Source organism: Hymenobacter cavernae, assembly GCF_014641455.1.
Taxonomy (GTDB): domain Bacteria; phylum Bacteroidota; class Bacteroidia; order Cytophagales; family Hymenobacteraceae; genus Hymenobacter; species Hymenobacter cavernae.
On record NZ_BMHT01000010.1, the window covers coordinates 67,309 to 83,663 of the forward strand.

The 16,355-nt window shown below is 57.9% G+C and carries 12 protein-coding genes; 4 read left to right on the plus strand and 8 right to left on the minus strand.

Annotation, left to right across the window (positions count from 1 at the left end):
- Positions 1-29: 29 nt before the first annotated feature.
- On the minus strand, positions 30-1,838 hold the full coding sequence (locus IEX74_RS21455; RefSeq protein ID WP_188816141.1) for a type VI secretion system Vgr family protein: 1,809 nt from the start codon (positions 1,836-1,838) through the stop codon (positions 30-32).
- 205 nt (positions 1,839-2,043) lie between these two features.
- Between IEX74_RS21455 and IEX74_RS21460 the strand changes: the two genes are divergently transcribed.
- Entirely contained in the window at positions 2,044-2,988 is a 945-nt protein-coding gene (locus IEX74_RS21460) for an N-acetylmuramidase family protein (protein WP_188816142.1), read from the plus strand.
- 45 nt (positions 2,989-3,033) lie between these two features.
- Positions 3,034-3,822, plus strand: coding sequence for a hypothetical protein (locus IEX74_RS21465; protein WP_188816143.1), 789 nt, complete (start codon positions 3,034-3,036; stop codon positions 3,820-3,822).
- Positions 3,823-3,833: 11 nt separating this feature from the next.
- Here IEX74_RS21465 and tssD (IEX74_RS21470) read toward each other — a convergent pair whose 3' ends face one another.
- Both tssD (IEX74_RS21470) and tssD (IEX74_RS21475) read right to left on the minus strand, forming a co-directional pair.
- On the minus strand, positions 3,834-4,241 hold the full coding sequence (gene tssD, locus IEX74_RS21470) for a type VI secretion system tube protein TssD (RefSeq protein ID WP_188816144.1): 408 nt from the start codon (positions 4,239-4,241) through the stop codon (positions 3,834-3,836).
- Positions 4,242-4,267: 26 nt separating this feature from the next.
- Positions 4,268-4,660 (minus strand): type VI secretion system tube protein TssD, encoded by a 393-nt coding sequence (tssD, locus tag IEX74_RS21475; protein ID WP_188816145.1) that lies wholly within the window; start codon positions 4,658-4,660, stop codon positions 4,268-4,270.
- A gap of 171 nt (positions 4,661-4,831) precedes the next feature.
- Between tssD (IEX74_RS21475) and IEX74_RS21480 the strand changes: the two genes are divergently transcribed.
- On the plus strand, positions 4,832-5,272 hold the full coding sequence (locus IEX74_RS21480; RefSeq protein ID WP_188816146.1) for a DUF4174 domain-containing protein: 441 nt from the start codon (positions 4,832-4,834) through the stop codon (positions 5,270-5,272).
- A 186-nt stretch (positions 5,273-5,458) separates the two neighbouring features.
- Here IEX74_RS21480 and IEX74_RS21485 read toward each other — a convergent pair whose 3' ends face one another.
- The 3 genes from IEX74_RS21485 to IEX74_RS21495 all read right to left on the minus strand — a co-directional run bounded on the left by IEX74_RS21485 (position 5,459) and on the right by IEX74_RS21495 (position 11,605).
- Positions 5,459-8,854, minus strand: coding sequence for a S41 family peptidase (locus IEX74_RS21485; RefSeq protein ID WP_188816147.1), 3,396 nt, complete (start codon positions 8,852-8,854; stop codon positions 5,459-5,461).
- 413 nt (positions 8,855-9,267) lie between these two features.
- Positions 9,268-9,735 carry a MaoC family dehydratase gene (locus IEX74_RS21490; protein WP_188816148.1) on the minus strand — a complete coding sequence of 156 codons (468 nt, stop codon included), beginning with the start codon at positions 9,733-9,735 and terminating at the stop codon, positions 9,268-9,270.
- Between the two features lie 190 nt (positions 9,736-9,925).
- Positions 9,926-11,605 (minus strand): PA14 domain-containing protein, encoded by a 1,680-nt coding sequence (locus tag IEX74_RS21495; protein WP_188816149.1) that lies wholly within the window; start codon positions 11,603-11,605, stop codon positions 9,926-9,928.
- A gap of 366 nt (positions 11,606-11,971) precedes the next feature.
- Between IEX74_RS21495 and IEX74_RS21500 the strand changes: the two genes are divergently transcribed.
- Entirely contained in the window at positions 11,972-12,688 is a 717-nt protein-coding gene (locus IEX74_RS21500; protein ID WP_188816150.1) for a PD-(D/E)XK nuclease-like domain-containing protein, read from the plus strand.
- 12 nt (positions 12,689-12,700) lie between these two features.
- Here the strand turns inward: IEX74_RS21500 and IEX74_RS21505 are convergent, their stop codons facing one another.
- Both IEX74_RS21505 and IEX74_RS21510 read right to left on the minus strand, forming a co-directional pair.
- The gene (locus IEX74_RS21505; RefSeq protein ID WP_188816151.1) at positions 12,701-14,011 is read right to left on the minus strand and encodes a glycoside hydrolase family 28 protein; all 1,311 of its coding nucleotides are present in this window, start codon (positions 14,009-14,011) and stop codon (positions 12,701-12,703) included.
- Positions 14,012-14,050: 39 nt separating this feature from the next.
- Complete coding sequence (locus IEX74_RS21510; protein ID WP_229755409.1) at positions 14,051-16,126, minus strand: glycosyl hydrolase; 2,076 nt, start codon at positions 16,124-16,126, stop codon at positions 14,051-14,053.
- Between the last annotated feature and the right edge of the window lie 229 nt (positions 16,127-16,355).

Sequence of the window (16,355 nt, forward strand, 5' to 3'; positions counted from 1 at the left end):
AGAGGAAGAAGCTAGCGAAGCGACCGGGATTAAATAATATCGGTATCCTGCGACCTGATCTTAGCTTGGGCGCTAGCGTTGATAGTCAGGTTGTTGCGGAAATCGGCTGTTAAGTTCTCGGCTACTAGATCCAATGCTTGTTTAGCATCAAGGGCCACCGCTGCTTCCTGGGCTGTCACGACCACGTTCTTTTTGGCCGTAATGGTTATATTATTACCGGCTGTGAGGGTGATATCTTTTTGGGCCGTGAGTGTGATGTCTCCGCCAGCTGTGAGGCTGATCGGACCATTCGTCTTCAGCGAAATACTGCCGTCGCCATTAAAGCCGACTTCTAAGGCCGTACCCTTGTTGTTGGAATTGGAGATGAGAATCTTTTGCTGCCCGGCCGTGTCGGTCATCACGAACTTGTTGCCGCCGGCCGTTTGCAGGCCCTTCAGGCTGTTTTGCGGGTTGGTGTACTTGGCGCTCTGCTTGTTCTGCGGGTGAAACAGGTTGCCGAGCACCAGCGGCGTCTCGGCCCGGTTCAGGGCGTAGCCGATGAGCACCTGCGAGCCGACTTCGGGGGTGAAGAGCTGGCCTTTGCCGTCGCCGGAGTAGGGGGTGCTCACCCGTATCCAGTCGGTTTCGGCTTGCTGGGGCTGCTCGGTGGGCCAGTAGTAGCGCACCTTGATGCGACCTAGCCGCTCGGGGTCTTGCAGGTTGATTACTTCGGCCAGCTCGGGCTGCGCTGCCGGACTGAGCACGTGTGGATTCAGGGGCGGCAGCTCCAGCGAATGCAGAATAGCCGTGAAGGTATTATGGTAGTTGCCCGCCTGATCGACGACATGCTCCAGGCTGACAATCCGGTACTTACCTAGGCTGTCGAGCATGGTGTTGGCGCTACCTAGGCCCTCGGCCGATACGTCGATGATGGTGCCCAGGCGCAGGTTTGGGTCTTCGCTGCGGCCCTGAAACGTGAGCGACGACGTAGCCTGCGCCCGCGTCATGTTGCGGTTGGCCTCGTCCAGCTCACTCTGGCTGCGCGCCCCCAGGCCCGGCGCCACGTACGAGGTTTGGGTAAATACTTCGTGCGAGGTTTGCAGAGCAAATTGCGCGTATTGGTTGGTGCCGATGCCCGCAACCTGCTCTTCACCCTGCCCCCGAAAATGCTTGTGCTGCGGCGCTTCGTAGCTGTAGAGGCTCACCTTGGGCGGCCGGATGGTGGCCGAAAGCTGAAAGTTGCTCCAGTAGCCATCCAGGTTCAGCTTCACCGTTTTATCCTCCTTCGGCCGGCCAATCTGGAGACGGGTGCCATCGTAGTAAAACCACTCGTGGCACTCGGCAGCCAGGCGGTTCAGAAAGTCGAAGGCGCTTTCGTTGTACTGCACCACGTAGGGTAGGGGCTTGCTGCTGGCGGGGGCGTTGGTCTTGGTCAGTAAGTCGGCGGGGTAGGGCTGCATCACCTGATCCACAATGGCCGAGAGCGACTTATTCAGGAAGGTGCGCTTCTGAATGCCGTCGGTCATGAGGCAGGTGGGGCTGTAGCCTTTGATGAGGAAGCTGCCCGTGTAGTCGTTGTCATTGCCGAGCACCAAGTCCGTCACGATGCCGGTGAAAGCAAAGTCGGTGCTGGCGCCGGTGGCCTCTTCCTGAAGCAGCAGCGAAATGGGCTTGCCCACTAGCTCCTGGTGCGCCGTCTGCATAAAGCTACCCAGGCTGCCTTCCAGGTAATCGAATGGAACGCTAAGCTCGAAGGAGTGATGCGCGTGCAGATCCTGGTGCAGCCGCAGGTAGCCAACTTCCGTGATGGGGAGCTTTCGCCCCTTGGGCTGCACAACTAACTTAACCAGACGAGACATAGACAAGTAGGGATAGTGAGCGTCATCAAAGCTAAAAAAATACTTGTACTTCGCGGGGCAGTACGATACATTTAGAAAAGGGCTCGTATTACTTCGATAACCCACAGAAGCTCAACGGTAAAGCAACGTGCCAACCCGAATTTAGGTTATTTCTGGTCAACTTTTCGCTTATCGGTACCGGCATTTTCTGGCTTTACGAACCGCTATGGAATACAACGTCGTTCTGAAGAGTCCTTTTGCGAAAGCCGCAGTCATTCAGCAGCTTACCAGCACCTACGGGTTTGGCGGCCTCACCCGCTGGGGCGGCTGGCCGACGTATTCGCTGGCTTCGCCCTCCGTCTCGTCGCTTGCTTTTTCGGGGCTAAAGCCGACCGGCAATTTCTCAGTGCAGGCCCAGCCGGTGTTCGAGAATCAAGATTTTGTCCTTTTCTCAAAATCCAGCAAAGGCGGCCAGGATGTCGATTATTTCGACATCGATAAGCAGCACCTGGTGTACGTGCGCAGCGTGAATTTCTTTTACTGGGAGTGGCCTTCTACCACGGGTGCGCCCAACAAAGGCATCACGCAGGAAGACCTAGTGCAGGCCGCCAAAGACCTAGGTTTGGAGGTGGAAGTGATGATGGCCATTGCGCGGCAGGAGTCGCACGGCGGCGGGTTCTTTGCCGATGGCCGCCCCAAAATCCTGTTCGAGCGCCACAAGATGTACCAGCACCTGCGCGCGGAAGGGCACGACCCGGTGGCGCTGGCCAAAAAGTACCCCGACATCGTGAACAAGGCGCAGGGCGGCTACGGTAAGGAATCGGTGCAGTACGATAAGTTGGAAAGGGCCCGCAAGCTCGATGAGGAAGCCGCGCTGGAATCGGCATCGTGGGGGCGCTTCCAGATTATGGGCGAGAACTATAAAAACCTGTATGCCACGCCGCAGGAAATGGAGAAGGCCATGCGCGAATCGGAGAAGCAGCAGCTCGCTTTTTTCGTGGCCTTCTTGCGAAAGAAAGCAGGCGGCAAGCTGATTACGGCGCTCAAAAACCATCAGTGGGAAACGGTGGCGCTTTATTATAATGGCAAGTTCTGGAAGAAAATCAACCCGCAATACGCCAACAACCTCCAGAAATACTACGCCGAGTATAAGAAAAAACCGGCCCGTTAACGTAACCTAGGTACGTCTTTCTCACCACTTTCTGCTCCCACCATCATGAGGCGAACTGGTCTTCCATCCTGGGCTTTCCTTGGGCTAGGTTTGCTCGCGGCTTGTGCGCAAGCGACTGATACACCGGGTAGTTCGCCAACCAGCCAGCCGACGACGCCTGTAGCTGCCACGGCCACCCGGCAGTCCGCACCAGCGGCACCTAACCTATACCGCCTTGATAGTATGCGCACCCAGCGCGAAGACCCGAAGCTGCCGCTCAGCGTGTCCGTGTCATACCCGCAACTCCGGGCTGAAGGCAACACGGGCGCGGAGTCGGGCAAACTCGCCGGTTTCAACCGGGAGGTAGCTAGGTTCGTGCAATCGTTGGTAAGTGAAATTGATTCGGTGGCGAAGGAAAATGCCGCCACCGAAGTAGGCGTAGGGGCTGGCTTGCAGGTTGCTTTCAAGCCTTACACGCTGACCAACAAGCTGGTAGGCGTGAACCTGACCGTCACCCAGGATGGCATCGGACCTAGGTCCATCACCTGGGCCAACACGTTTTTTTATGATCTGGAGCGCGGTAAAAAGCTAGCTGCCCGCGATGTATTTCGGCTGAATCCGGCCTTCAAGAAGGCCGTCGCTGCCGCACTGCAAAAAAATGGCGCCGACTCCGGGTGCGAGCCCGACGCCAGCACGCTCGACTTCGATAACTTTTGCGTAGCTGGCAACGCGGTCTACTTTTTCCTGGGCGATGTGCAGGTAGGACAGGCCTGCCCGACGCGGCAGCTACAGATTCCGCTGGCCGCGTTGCAGCCCTACGTGGTGAACCAGGCGCTGGTGCAAGCGGCACAGTAAACCGCTGCTGTTTAGCGGCTTTTAGCCCAATAGCTGTCCTTGGAAGTAGAGCCCATCGAGAGGCGGGCGGCGGAAATCTGGAGCGTGCAGACGTAGGAAGTAATGTCGGTGGTGGTGCCGGGCGAAAAGCTTTCCTCGTAGGCCACGCAGAAGCCATCTTCAAAGGAGAGCTCCTCATGCGTGAGGGGCTGATCGACGTGGTCGAAGGTGAGCTGGCCGCTCATTTTCTTGTGCGGATCGGCGGCCCAGGCGAGCAGCACGTCGTCGTCGGGTACAGGTAAGGTGATGGTAATGAGGCTGGTGCGCACTTTACCCATGGCCCGGCCCCGCTCGTTCACGTTTTGCTCAAACTCGTAGCTGCACTTCGTAACCGGGTATTGTCGGCCGTCCAGGTGAAGGGTGCTGTTGAAAGAAGCCATAAGGATAGGAGCTAAGCGTCAGGAGGTTATTGCGGCCACTGGTTGTCAATCGTGACGCTCCCGACCGTCAGCCGGCTGGCCGACAGGTGCAGGGTCATCGTCATGTTCTGACTGTTCGTCGAGCTGTCGAAGTCTTTGCGCATGGCCACGCAGTAAGCATCTTCGAAGGCAATGGTCTTGCGCACCGACCTAGCATCGGAGTGATACACAACTAAGTTGCCGCTCATCTTCTTGGTGTCATCGAGGGCCCAATGATGGAGCTGCTCGTCGGGCTGCGAGTCGATTTCCAGTTGGAGCTGGCCGCCTGATACGCGCGTATCGGGGCGGCCCACTGCGTCCACATTCTGGCTCACCGCCCACACAAAGTGACGCAGCGCGTACACCTTACCTTCCAGATTCAGTTCAGCAGTAAACGACATAAGTAGCAGTTCGTATCAGACAATGAAGATACTAAGCGCAGCGGATTAAGGCCATCAATACCAAACACAAGGACCTGGGTAGCGGTACGCTGCGTACCAGGCCAACGTTGCGGGAATGACCGTTGTGCTTCTGTCAGCTTGTTTTTGTGGTTAACTGCTAGACTCCTCGTTATGATTCATTTGCTTCGTGCTTTTATCCCGGGCTTATTGCTGCTTGTGCCGTTGCTGGCAGCTGCGCAAGTACCTCAGCGGCAGAGTGTAGTAGAACTGCTGCGCGCCAACAAGTGGCAAAAGCGGCTGGTGCTGCTCTGCGCGCCTACGGCCGACAACGGTGAATTTAAGCAGCAAAAAAGCCTGCTGTCCCAGGATGCCAAAGCCATGCAGGAGCGCGATATTCAGGTGCTGGAACTGGTGGCAAACCAGCTATCAGAAGCTGACAAACAATACTTGCAGCAACAACTCAAGGTTGTGCCAGACCAGTTCACGGTGCTGCTACTCGGCAAAGACGGCGGTGTAAAGCTGCGCCAAACCGAACCGCTAACGACGCAGCAACTATTTGGCACCATCGACACAATGCCTATGCGGCAGCAGGAAATGCGCAAAAAGCAATAAGGCGAACCTAGGTTCGCCTTATTGCTTTTTGCGTGGTTAATATCTAGCCAAAAGGACGGTGTAGAGACGCAATATTTTGCGTCTCCTCGTTGCTGATGTTGTTTACCTAGACAGACCTAGGGTGTGCTAAGCCGCATCGTTCAACGACGAGACGCAAAATATTGCGTCTCTACATCGCTCAGGTAATTAATTGCCTCCGGTACTAGCTGGTTTGCTTTTGTTTATGCTTGCCAGCTGCATAAGTAACTCGCGCACTGCGGTATCCAGCTGCACATCGCGGCTGGTGTAGCTCTCGCCGATAGGGCGAGTTACGGGCACATCTACTGGGCGTGGGTTCATCTCCATCACCTTGCCGTCGCGGGTGGCGCGGATGGTCGTGTTGGGCAGGCGCAAGCTGGAGCCGTCGAGCAGCGACACGTTCGACGTAAAGATGATCCAGCCGCCAGTCGGCTCGCCTACAATCTTACCTAGGCTCAGAGCGCGGTAACCTTCGGTAAAGTCCTCGGCGTCAGATAGGGAATGTTGGTTTGTGACAAGAACCGTCGGCAGCTCCACGGCGCGTTGCCCCAGCGAACCTCGTGCAGGAATAGCTTGCGGCATGTTGCGGTTGGTCATGGTCAGGTAGCTGCGCCGGGCCAGCACGTCGATGGCGTACACGTTCACGAAGCCGCCGTTGTTGTTGCGTACGTCCACCACCACGCCTTCGCGACCTAGGTTTTCCGCATCAAGGTCGAGGTAAAGCTGCGCCAGCGAATTAGCCGACATGTCGTACATGTGCACGTAGCCCAGGCGGCCGCCGCTGGCTTTCGCTACGTAGGCGCGGCGCTCTTCCACCCACTGCCGGTAGGCCAGGCCTTTTTCCGTGTCGCGACTCAAGGGCCGCACTACTACGTCGCGGGCGCTGGTGCCCTTGGCGTTCGGTGCCACGCGCAGCGTCACGCGGCGGTTCACTTTATATTGCAGCAGTTCGTCTAGGTTGGTGGGCGCGGTCAGCTCCTGACCGTCCAGGGCGAGCAGGTAGTCGCCGGGTTTGAGGCCGGCCAAGCCACCGGCGCTGAGCGGCAACAAGTTGGTAATCCGAAACTTACCTTTCTGCTCGTATTCTTCGCGGTCAAACTCAACGCCCAGGCGGCCGGTGGAAGGCGAAACAGTGCCCGTAGTAGGAACGGCGGGATTCAGGCCGGTGTGCGAGGCGTTAAGCTCCCCAATCATCAGGTTCACCAAACGGCGGGCTTCATCCACGGTGCGCGCCCCGGCGATATACGGCGCATACTGCTCGTGCAACGCGTTCCAATTGGCGCCGTTGAAGTTCGCGTCGGCAAAATGGTCGCGCAGGTAGCTCCAGGCTTGCTCAAACACGGCTTGCTTTTCGTGCTCAAAGTCCACGTCCATCTCGGCCGATACGGCTATGGGGCGCGCCTTGCCCTTCTCGGGGTCCACGAAAATTACCTGAATCTTGCCCTGATCGAGGTAATAAATTTCCTTGCTATCGGGCGAAAACTGGGCGTCGCGCTTCAGGCCGGTCGTTGAGGTAAGCTGCCGCACCACGGCGGTCGGCTCTTTGCTCAGCTCGTCCAGCGAGTAGAGGTAGAGGTTCGATTGGTTGGCCACGAAAGCCGTCAGCAGCAGCCACTTACCATCGGGGCTAATGGAGTGAGAGTTTACGTTAACCCCAATCGGTAACAAGCTCAACCGCCGCCGGATATCTTCAAACACAATGCTCACCGGCCGCTTGGCGGAGGTCGAATCAGCGGCGGAAGCTAGGTTGTTCTTGCCGCCCCGCTTTTTGCCCCGACCTGTAGCCAAGCTCGGTGTGGTGGCGCGAGTTGAATCTGGCGCGGCGGTGGGCAGCGGGCTGGCAGGCTTCACCGTTGGGGCCGTGTTTTTGTCGGGCGCGGTGGGGGTCGGGGTTTGCTGCTCGCGGAACAAGTCACGGAACTGGTCTTCGCGGAAGCGCGGCGTGCGAGGCAGCAGATCCACGCGGGCCACTTGGGTATCTTCGGTGCGCTGGCCGGTGTCAAAAAGCAGGAACTTCCCATCCGGGCTCCACGACACGCCATTGCTGTTGGTGTTGGCCACGAAGCTGACTGGCCTGGCTTCCTTGCCGCCCGCCACCGGCACCACCGAAACGTTAGTGAAGCGCCGGGCGCCGCGGGGCAGAAACGCCAGCCACTTGCCGTCCGGCGACCAGGTGAACGAGCGCTCGGCGTGCAGCGGCACCCGGTCGAAGTTGGCTGTCGTCACCACGCGCTCTTGCTTGGAACCTAGGTCTAGCACGCGCAACTCGCGGGCGTTGCGCTCAAAAGCCAGCAGCTTGCCGTCGGGCGAAAAGCTAGGTGCCGCATCGTTCTGCTTGTCGTTGGTCAGGCGCGTTTCCTTGCCGGTGCTGAAATCGTAGCGGTAGACGTGCGTCGCCGCGTCGCGCTCCGAGATGTAGATGAGGCTGCGGCTATCCGGCGACCAGGAAATGTTCATCTCGGCGGCTGGCGTAAGGGTCAGGCGAGTTGCTTCGCCGCCGGTAGTAGCGCCGGCCGCAAACACTTCGCCGTGTACTACAAAGGCCACTTTCTTGCCATCAGGTGAAAGGGCTAGCTCCTGCAAACGGTCGGTGAAACGCACGCGCTCCACGGGACTGCCCGCCGGCGCACCCCGCCGCCGAATCGTCACTTCCTTTACTTGGCCGTTATCCGTGTCCATCGTCCAAAGGCGGAAGTTGCGCTCAAACACGATCAGCTTGCCATCATACGAAATGCTCGGCCAGAGCAAACGGCCGTCTTTAAAGCTCGTTACCTGCCGGGCCGGTGAGCGGTCGAGACCAATTGTCCAGAGGTTTTCGCTGCCGCTACGGTCCGACATGTAAAACAGCCGCTGTCCGCCGGCTGCCCACATCGGCCACAGTTCCTTGGCGCCGCTGGTCGTCAAGGCTTCGTAGCTAGGTTTGCCGTCTTTCTCGTGGCGCAGCCAGATTTCGGATTCATCTAAGTGGCTGTGGCCGTGGCGCCACCAGTAGTTGGAAGCCACCCCGCGCGCCGAAAAAGCCAGGGTCTTGCCGTCGGGTGCGGGGGCGGCGAAAAACTCGTTGGCGTAGCGGTCGGCACTCACCGGCATGGGCGTGCCCCCATTCACCGACACCCGATAGATGTCGTTCATGGAGGCAATGTCGTGGCTCGTAGACGAGAAATAGAGCCACTTGCCATCGGGCGACCAGGCGTCGAGCTGGTCGTTGGCGTCGTCGAAAGTGAGGCGCCGTAGCTGCCCGCTTTCCAGATTCAGCACGTACACGTCGCCCGCGCCGGTGCGCGTCGAGGTGAAAGCCAGCGACTTGCCATCGGGCGAGTACAGGGGCCGCGCTTCGTTGGCGGGGTGCGCCACCAGCAACCTAGCTTCGCCGCCCCCCACCGGCACCGTCCAGATATCGCCGCCCGACACAAACGCCAGCTCCGTGCGGTCGGGCGACAGGGCTGGCTCGGTGAAGTAAGCCGCCGTCGGCGGATCGGCGGCCAGGGTTGGCACTACTGGCGCGGCCAGCAAGGCCGCCAGCAACACGCGTTGAGGAAAGCTGTGCAGGGTAGAAATAGGCATATGGCAGAAAAAGGTAAAGCAGTGAAGGAGTATCCGCTGTTCTCTCAACGCGACACTAGGTAAGATAAAACGACGGTTGCGGCCGGCCAAAGGCTGCTTCTGATTTTTAACTGCTTGAAATGATGGGCTTGCTTTCGTTTTACCTAATTGAATAAACCCTTGCTGTTTAGGAGCAAGAGCGACCTAGGTCGTTTAGCCCCAGCGGGGCAGTATATCGGTAGGAACCAACGCTGTAGCACCACCAAGCCCCAGCGGGGCGGCACCTGTCGTTGAAACCTAGGTGTCGCCCCGCTGGGGCTTGGTCGTTTGTACAGGTTATTCTTCTACCGACATGTCGCCCCGCTGGGGCTAGGTTCCAAAACTCCGCAGCTTGGGTTATTATAGGAGCAAGTCTACCTAGGTGCTCAACCTGGCTACTTCTCAAAATGATAGAGAAACGTGATAACGCCCGTGTAAGCAGCTTTCGGCTGATCCTGAATTTCCAGCGTCACTTCAATTCTGGTTTTGGCTACGCCGCGCAAATCTTTCACTGACAGTACTTTAGCCCGGAGCCGCACGTAGCTATCTACCTTCACCGGCTGGTTGAAGCGCAGGCTTTCGATTTCGTAGTTTACCTGGAGCTTCAGGTTGTTGATGGTAACAATCTGCGTCCACAGATACGGTAGCAACGAGAGCGTCAGGTAGCCGTGAGCGATGGGCATCTGGAAGGGCGACTCACGCCGGGCGCGCTCCGCATCAACGTGAATCCACTGGTGGTCGAGGGTGGCTTCGGCGAATAAGTTGATCTGCGGCTGCGTGACTTGGTAGTACGGCGAGACGCCTAGCTCCTGGCCTTCATAGCGAACCAGCTCCTCTAAGCTGCTGATAATGACTTGACTCATGCGGGGCAAAGGTTGTGTAGTAGTGGCCCACCTAGGTTTCAGGTGGGCAATGTTGCGGCCGCAATATCGTGCAAAGTTGCTAGGGGTGTATAAGGTAATGCTGCTTTGGCGGCTATCAACAGTTCGGCCTGGCTGCTAGCTCTTTTCAGAACCAGTAACCAGGCCGAACGATGCTTCCGAGGAAAGTAATTTAGTTCGAAGCTTGCGGGTCAGGCATGTCTGCTTTTGGATGACGGATGAGCACCGGCTGCGTCGTCGTCTTCGTGCCTACGGTCAGGTGTAGGTTGTAGTCGCCGGTAGGCAGCGTCAGGAAGTCGAGCGTCTGGTTGTGCGGCCCCGCCGTCTGGCGCCGGTAGTCGGAAACGCGCACCACGATGCCGCGTTGGTCGTAGAGCACCCAACCCAGGGGCTGCTCCTGCGGCAGCTGGTAGTTCATCTGCACCACCCCGTTGGAAGGGTTGGGATACACGCTCATGTTGTTGTCGCCAACACCCTGAAGCCGAGTGGCAGCCATCAGAACCGGCTGCGTTGCCACGGCAGGCTCCAGTTTCCACTGCTGGTCTTCGTGGCCATTATAGCGCCACTGCTGAATGCCGCCTTCCGCAGCTAGCTTAGCCGTCAGGGCTTTACGGCTGTGCTTGGCCGTGAGCTTGTAATAGCCTCCTTCTACTTCCTCAATGCGCCAGAGCTGGTTGTTGCCGCTATAGTACGTCCATAGGCTCAGTGGGGTGCCGTTGGAGGTTTCGCTGCCCAGCACTTCCAGCACCCGGTTGCTGCCCTGCACCACGATGCGGTAGTAACCCTCGCCCACACTCTCAATTTTCCACTGCGGATCTTTCGGTGCATTTGCCGGAGCGGCACCTTCACCGGTATAGGGGTGGCTAGGTTCAATGACTTCAAGCGGCGTGCTATTAGCCCGTGACTTCAGCGTAAATACCCCCGATAACGGCGGCGCAGACGGCGCTGCGGGTTCTACTACCTTCGGAGCTCGAACGAGCTGAGGAGCCGAAGAGTTTTTGGGTTTGGGACTCTTGTCCGCCGGCTTGGCTACCGGGGCAGACTTGGGGGTTGATGCAGCTGCCACAGCGGCGGGTGCCGGTGTAGTAGGCCGAGTTTGCGTAGGTGTTTTAGGTTTCGCTACTGCGGGTGGCCGCGGAACAGCTATAGCCACGGCCTCCGTTTCCACGGGAACTGTGGCTACCGGTGCTTTGGCCGGGGTAGCCACAGCCTTAGCCGGAACTGAAGCAGCTGCAACAGCGGGCTTGCTTGCGCCCGCCGGATCCGGGGTAGTAGGCGAGCCAGATGGATATAAGTACGCCATCGGAATAATCTGCGGAGCTTTGCCCGGTGGCGTCCATTGGAGCTGTACGGTAGCATCGCCTTCTTCTTCGTAATATTCTAGCTTGAGGCTGGTTTTTTCGCCCGCAGCGAGGCTTACAGGCACTCCGATAATGCCGGTGGTACCTTTCGTGCTCCAGGTATCAATTACTTTTTTGCCATTCACCCAAAGCCGGACGCCGCTATCCGTGAGGACGGCAAATGTGTAGCTGCCGGTGCTGGGTGCAGCCAGCAACCCTTCCCAACGTACTGAAAAATAATCGGTTGGCAAGCCAGTAGCCGGTGCGCCTTTGCCCCAACGGAAGTCAACGCTGGCATCTACGCGCTGAAGCGCCGGCGCGCCGGCCAGGGTGCCGTTGTTGAAGTACGATGCCGTGAGGCCGGTGCCCGCGCCCTGCATCAGCTCGGCCTCGGTGGTGTCGTGGTGGGCAGATTTATCGGGGCCAGTGGTAGGGAGCAGAATGGGCGCGCCTGCCAGCGCGGAACTGGTTATGCTAAGCCCAAGGATAGAACAGAGAAGTAGATGTCGCACAATTCAAAGAAGATATTGACTCAAGACAGGAGAGGAAGCCGGAACAGCTAAGTGCAAAAACGGCTTACAAATTTCCGGCCGTATCTGCTTCCTGTTGAGCACAATCAGCGCCTTCTAGTGGCCTTTTTAGTCTGAGTAGCTGCTTTTTTCATACTTTATATAGTGTTACGACTATTTTTATCTTGCGTAAGGTCCTATTAAATCTGTCCTATTTGCTATTTTGTGGGGTGCCAGGTAAGTAGGGACATCTGTGCTACACCAAAATTATGTTCAAGAAACACCTAGGTTAAAAGATTGACCCAACGCTAGCCCTGCGCTGACACGATGCGTAAGGAGCTATTTTGCAGTTTGTTTTGTTTTGTTCCTGTGTCTGTCCTCCCCGAAAACTCCCGCCGCCCCGACCTGCTGCGCCTGTCGTACGACGACTACCGCGCCGCTCCGGCCATTGCTAATTCCGACCTCTCGCGCCTGCGCGATGCCCTCAATGGTCGTCCTCCGCGGTCAACCTCTTCCTCGAATGCGTTGAGCCTAGGTACGGCTTTTCACACGGCTTTGCTGGAACCTGACCTGTATGAGCCCGCCCAGCCCGGCATCAACGATACGCTGGTTTGGTGGCTAGTCGATGGCGTGAAGCTGAACCCGGACCTGAACGCGCTGCTGCAAGCCGGCACGGCCGAACCTAGCTGCATCTTCACCGAACCAACTACTAACACGCTCTGTAAGCTGCGCGCCGATCTGGTGGTAGATCAACCCGGCCAGCCCTACACCGTTATCGACTTCAAAACCACGCTGGCCCGCGACTACAACCACTTCCTGGCCCAATGCAGCGGCTACGACTACGACCGTCAGGCCGCTTTCTACTCCGACGCCCTACACGCCGACCGCTTCTTATTAGTAGGCGTCCAGAAAGTGGAGCCGTTCCAGGTGTTCACGGTGGAGGTGTCGCCACATATGCTGGCTGAGGGGCGCGCCAAGTACCTGCGCTTGCTGAAACTGTTGCAGCCTGATGCTGAGGTGCCTAGCTACCTCACCGAGACCGTGCGCGAAGTAGCCAACCACCTAGGTCAGACGCCGGAAGAATAGGAGCGAACCTAGCTACTGCACATTTTCCTGCCGCACGATAGGCTTGCCTTCTTTCACCTCAATAGCTAGCCCGCTGAAATCTACGCCGCGGGCATTTTCAATGACAATGCCCTTTTGGGCTTTGATGTTGCAGTGCTTGAAGGTAACGTTCAGAATGGGGCTGTCTTTAAGGCCGTGAATGTCGCCGACGTTGGTAGTGGTTCCTGAGACGTTGACAATCTTGACATTGCGTACCACGGGCAACACCTTGGCGGGCGGCAGCACCGGCGGTACCATGCGCCACTCCATGTTGAACTCGAATACCTTGCGCGTATCGTTGAGTTTGATGTTGCGGTAGGTGATATTCTCCACCACGCCGCCGCGGCTAGGTTGCGATTTGAACCGTATGGGCGCCCAGTTGCCGGCTTCCATCACGCAGTTGCGCACCTCCACATTGCGAATGCCGCCCGAGGTTTCGCTGCCCATCGCCACGCCGCCGTGCCCGTAGCCAAATCGGCATTTTTCCACCACAATGTCCTCGCTGGACCGGTTGACGCGCAAGCCGTCCGCATCCTTACCCGATTTGATGGAGATGCAGTCGTCGTTCACGTCGATGTTGCAGCCCGTGATGCGCACCTTCTTGCTGGAGTCCACATCAATGCCGTCGGAGCTAGGGATGTTGTGGTCGGCGGTGATGGTCAGGTTTTCGGCGACTACGTTTTCGCTGTACAAAATGTGCAGGCACCACACGGCCTGGTTGTGTAGGCGCAGCGACGAAATGCGCGCTTGCCGGCAGTTCTGAAAGCAAATCAACCTAGGTCGGCCGCGGTAAGGAGTGGCTGGTGGCGTGCCCTGGGGCTGCTGCTGTCGTTGTTGCTGCGCCCGCAACACCCAGGCGTCGCCGGAGCCATCAATCGTGCCTGCACCGCTGATTTCGACGCCGGTTAGATTGTTGGCGTTGATCAGGGCGGAAGTCCACTCGCGCTCTACGCCTTCCCAGCGGGTTTGAATCTGCGGGTAGTCGTCGGGGTTAATGGAGCCCTTCAGCACGCCGTCCTTCAGCACGCTCAAGTTCACGCCCGGCTTCAGAAAAATAGCACCCGTCAGGAACGTGCCCGCCGGCACGACCACCACGCCGCCACCCGCCGCCGAGCATTTGTCGATAACGGCTTGAATAGCGCTGGTATTCAGCGTTTGTCCATCGCCCACCGCGCCGTACTCAGAAATTACATACGACCTGCTGGCTCGGCGCATGGCGCTGGCAGAGCTAGCTAGTAAACTCAAGCCTAGCAGCAGTATGCAGAAGATGAGCCGGTTGGCAACGATGATGGTTTTGGAGCACATGGCGGTATAAAGCAGGAGAGTTGCGGAATGAGTAACAGGTTACGGCCTGGTAAGCACAATGAACCGGGTTTGATGCGGCGCCAACTGCAAGGGCAACGTCAGCGCCTCTTGGCCGGACCTAGCTTCCGCCATGTTTGTGATAGTGCCGTTGGCTGCGTCCCAGAGCTGCGCCTGACCTAGCCCCGACACCGTTAGCTGACGAGTTACCGGCTGTTCGCCCTCATTGAAAAAGAAGTATAAATCAGCGTTTTGCCAGCGGCGATGTAAGTATTTGACGGCGGGCGTCGGCTGATCCAGCGTGACATCGGCCCTAGGTAGCGCGGCCAACACGGCGGGCGTCAGTTGTCCCGATGGCTCACGCACTGCCCACGTTAGTGCCGTTGCTGAGCTAGCTTTTAGGTAGTTGCTGCCAGCTACCAGCGTAGGTTCTTTGCCCAGAAATATCACCTGCCCGCCGCCTTGCGCAAAAGCCCGCAGCCGAGCGAGTACTTCCTTCGACAAGACGCTGACGGACGGAATAAGTACCGTGCGGTAGCTTTGACCGCTGACGTTTTTCAGTTCGCCCTTACCTGCCGTTAGGCCTGTAGCCAGAGAGTAATCGTCTACAAAGTCGAAATCGCGCTGGTGCTCTAGCAGTTGCTGCGCAATAGCTAGGGTGCTTTGGTTGGCCTCTTCGTCGCCGAGCCACAAGCTAGGGGTGGGATGATACAAGGCAATTTGGGTGGCCGGCGAGCCTTGCGCCAGCAGATAGCAAGCCCGGTTGAGGTAAGCCGCCAGCGCCGGAAACTCAGGAGCAGCCAGGTACTTTGATAAGCCCATCTTGCCGGTGGCCGCTGAACCGCCCGCGTACATCAGCTCAAACAAATTGATGCCGCGCACGAGCTGGTGATCGATAACCCACTGAGCCTGAGCAACAGTAGGCGCGGGCGAGTAGGCCGCGAAACTTTCACTGAACGAGCGAGGCCGGCCAAACAAGTGCGCCGCCGAAGAAGCTAGCTTCGGAAAGTCGGCTACCTTGTCGGGCCAGATTTGGCTCCAGATGGCATCCACGCCCGGAATCTGGACGTAGCGCATGTCCTTGAAAAAGTCGCCTTCGGAGCGCACCAGCTCCATCATTTTCTCCTCGTGGTTCAGGTGCACGAAGTACTCCAGGTGGTGAGCCGCGCACCAATCGGCTTGTACTTTGAAGAAGTTGTCGCGGAACAGATCCGACCACACGTCCCAGAAATCGGCTTTGGCGCGGCGCTGCTCGTAGGTGGGCTGCGGGGCGAAGAACGAGGCGATGTACGGCGTAATATCGTAGCCCTTGCGGCGCCGAAACTCAGCTGGCAGGGCAGGAGTCCAGGGGATGAAGCCGTAATCGGGTTCGTCGCCGCGAAAACCTAGCACCGTTTGGCCGAACTCGTCGCCAATGTACTTCTGGTATTGCACATGCGTGAACTCCAAAAACTGCCGGGTAGCAGCCGGATTGAGGTAGTCGCAAAGCGAATTAAGGGTGTCTTTGCCGTGCGTAGCGTTGTTGGCGGCCCGCGTTACAGACGTGCGAAACTTATGCAGCACCAGTAGCACCTGCCAGTTGCCGGCCGGTGCTTTCCAGGTTAGCTTCCGACCTTTGATCGGGAGTACCTGGCTGCTTTTATCGTCGGTGTTAATGGCCAAAGCACCTAGGATGCGTGCCGACATTGGTTGCGAAAACGTCTCGCCGGCCGCTAGCTTGATGGTTTTGGTGGCTAGCCCCTGCATGCGCAGCTCTGGCTTTTCGGCGCTGAACTTGCCGCCGGCAAAGCCGCTGGGGTACTTGCCTTCGTCGATAATCCAGACGCGCATGTTGCGGCGTTTGGCCTGATTTACAGCTTCTTTTACCAGCTCAAACCAGCCCGTTGAGAGGTAAGCTGCCCCCATATCATAGCCGGCCTCAATGGTAACAGCCTGCACGCCGCGCGCATGGAGGCTATCCAAATCCCGGCTGATGGATTGCGGCGTGATGGCGCCGTTCCAACCCCAGGTTACCGTCGCGCCAAATTCGGGCGGAGGCGTTTTGAACTGCGCTGCTACTGCTACAACGGTTGGTTGCTGAAGCTGTTGCCACGGTCGTTGCTGCGCCCACGAGAGCAAAGGAAGTAGGCAGCTGAGGAGCAAGGCCGCCGGTTTTGTTAGCGTAGATGGCGTGGTTTGGTTAGTCAAGGCGCTGGTTTTCTTGAGGGTACTACTGCTCGCTATAGCTGATCTGCTAGCTAAGTCCTCGACTGATGAGGAAAGACGAACAAGGAATTGCTCTACAAGAAGCAAGGCTAGGTTGACGGTTGCTTACTGTACTGTCCTGGGTGAAGAAATACTAACAATC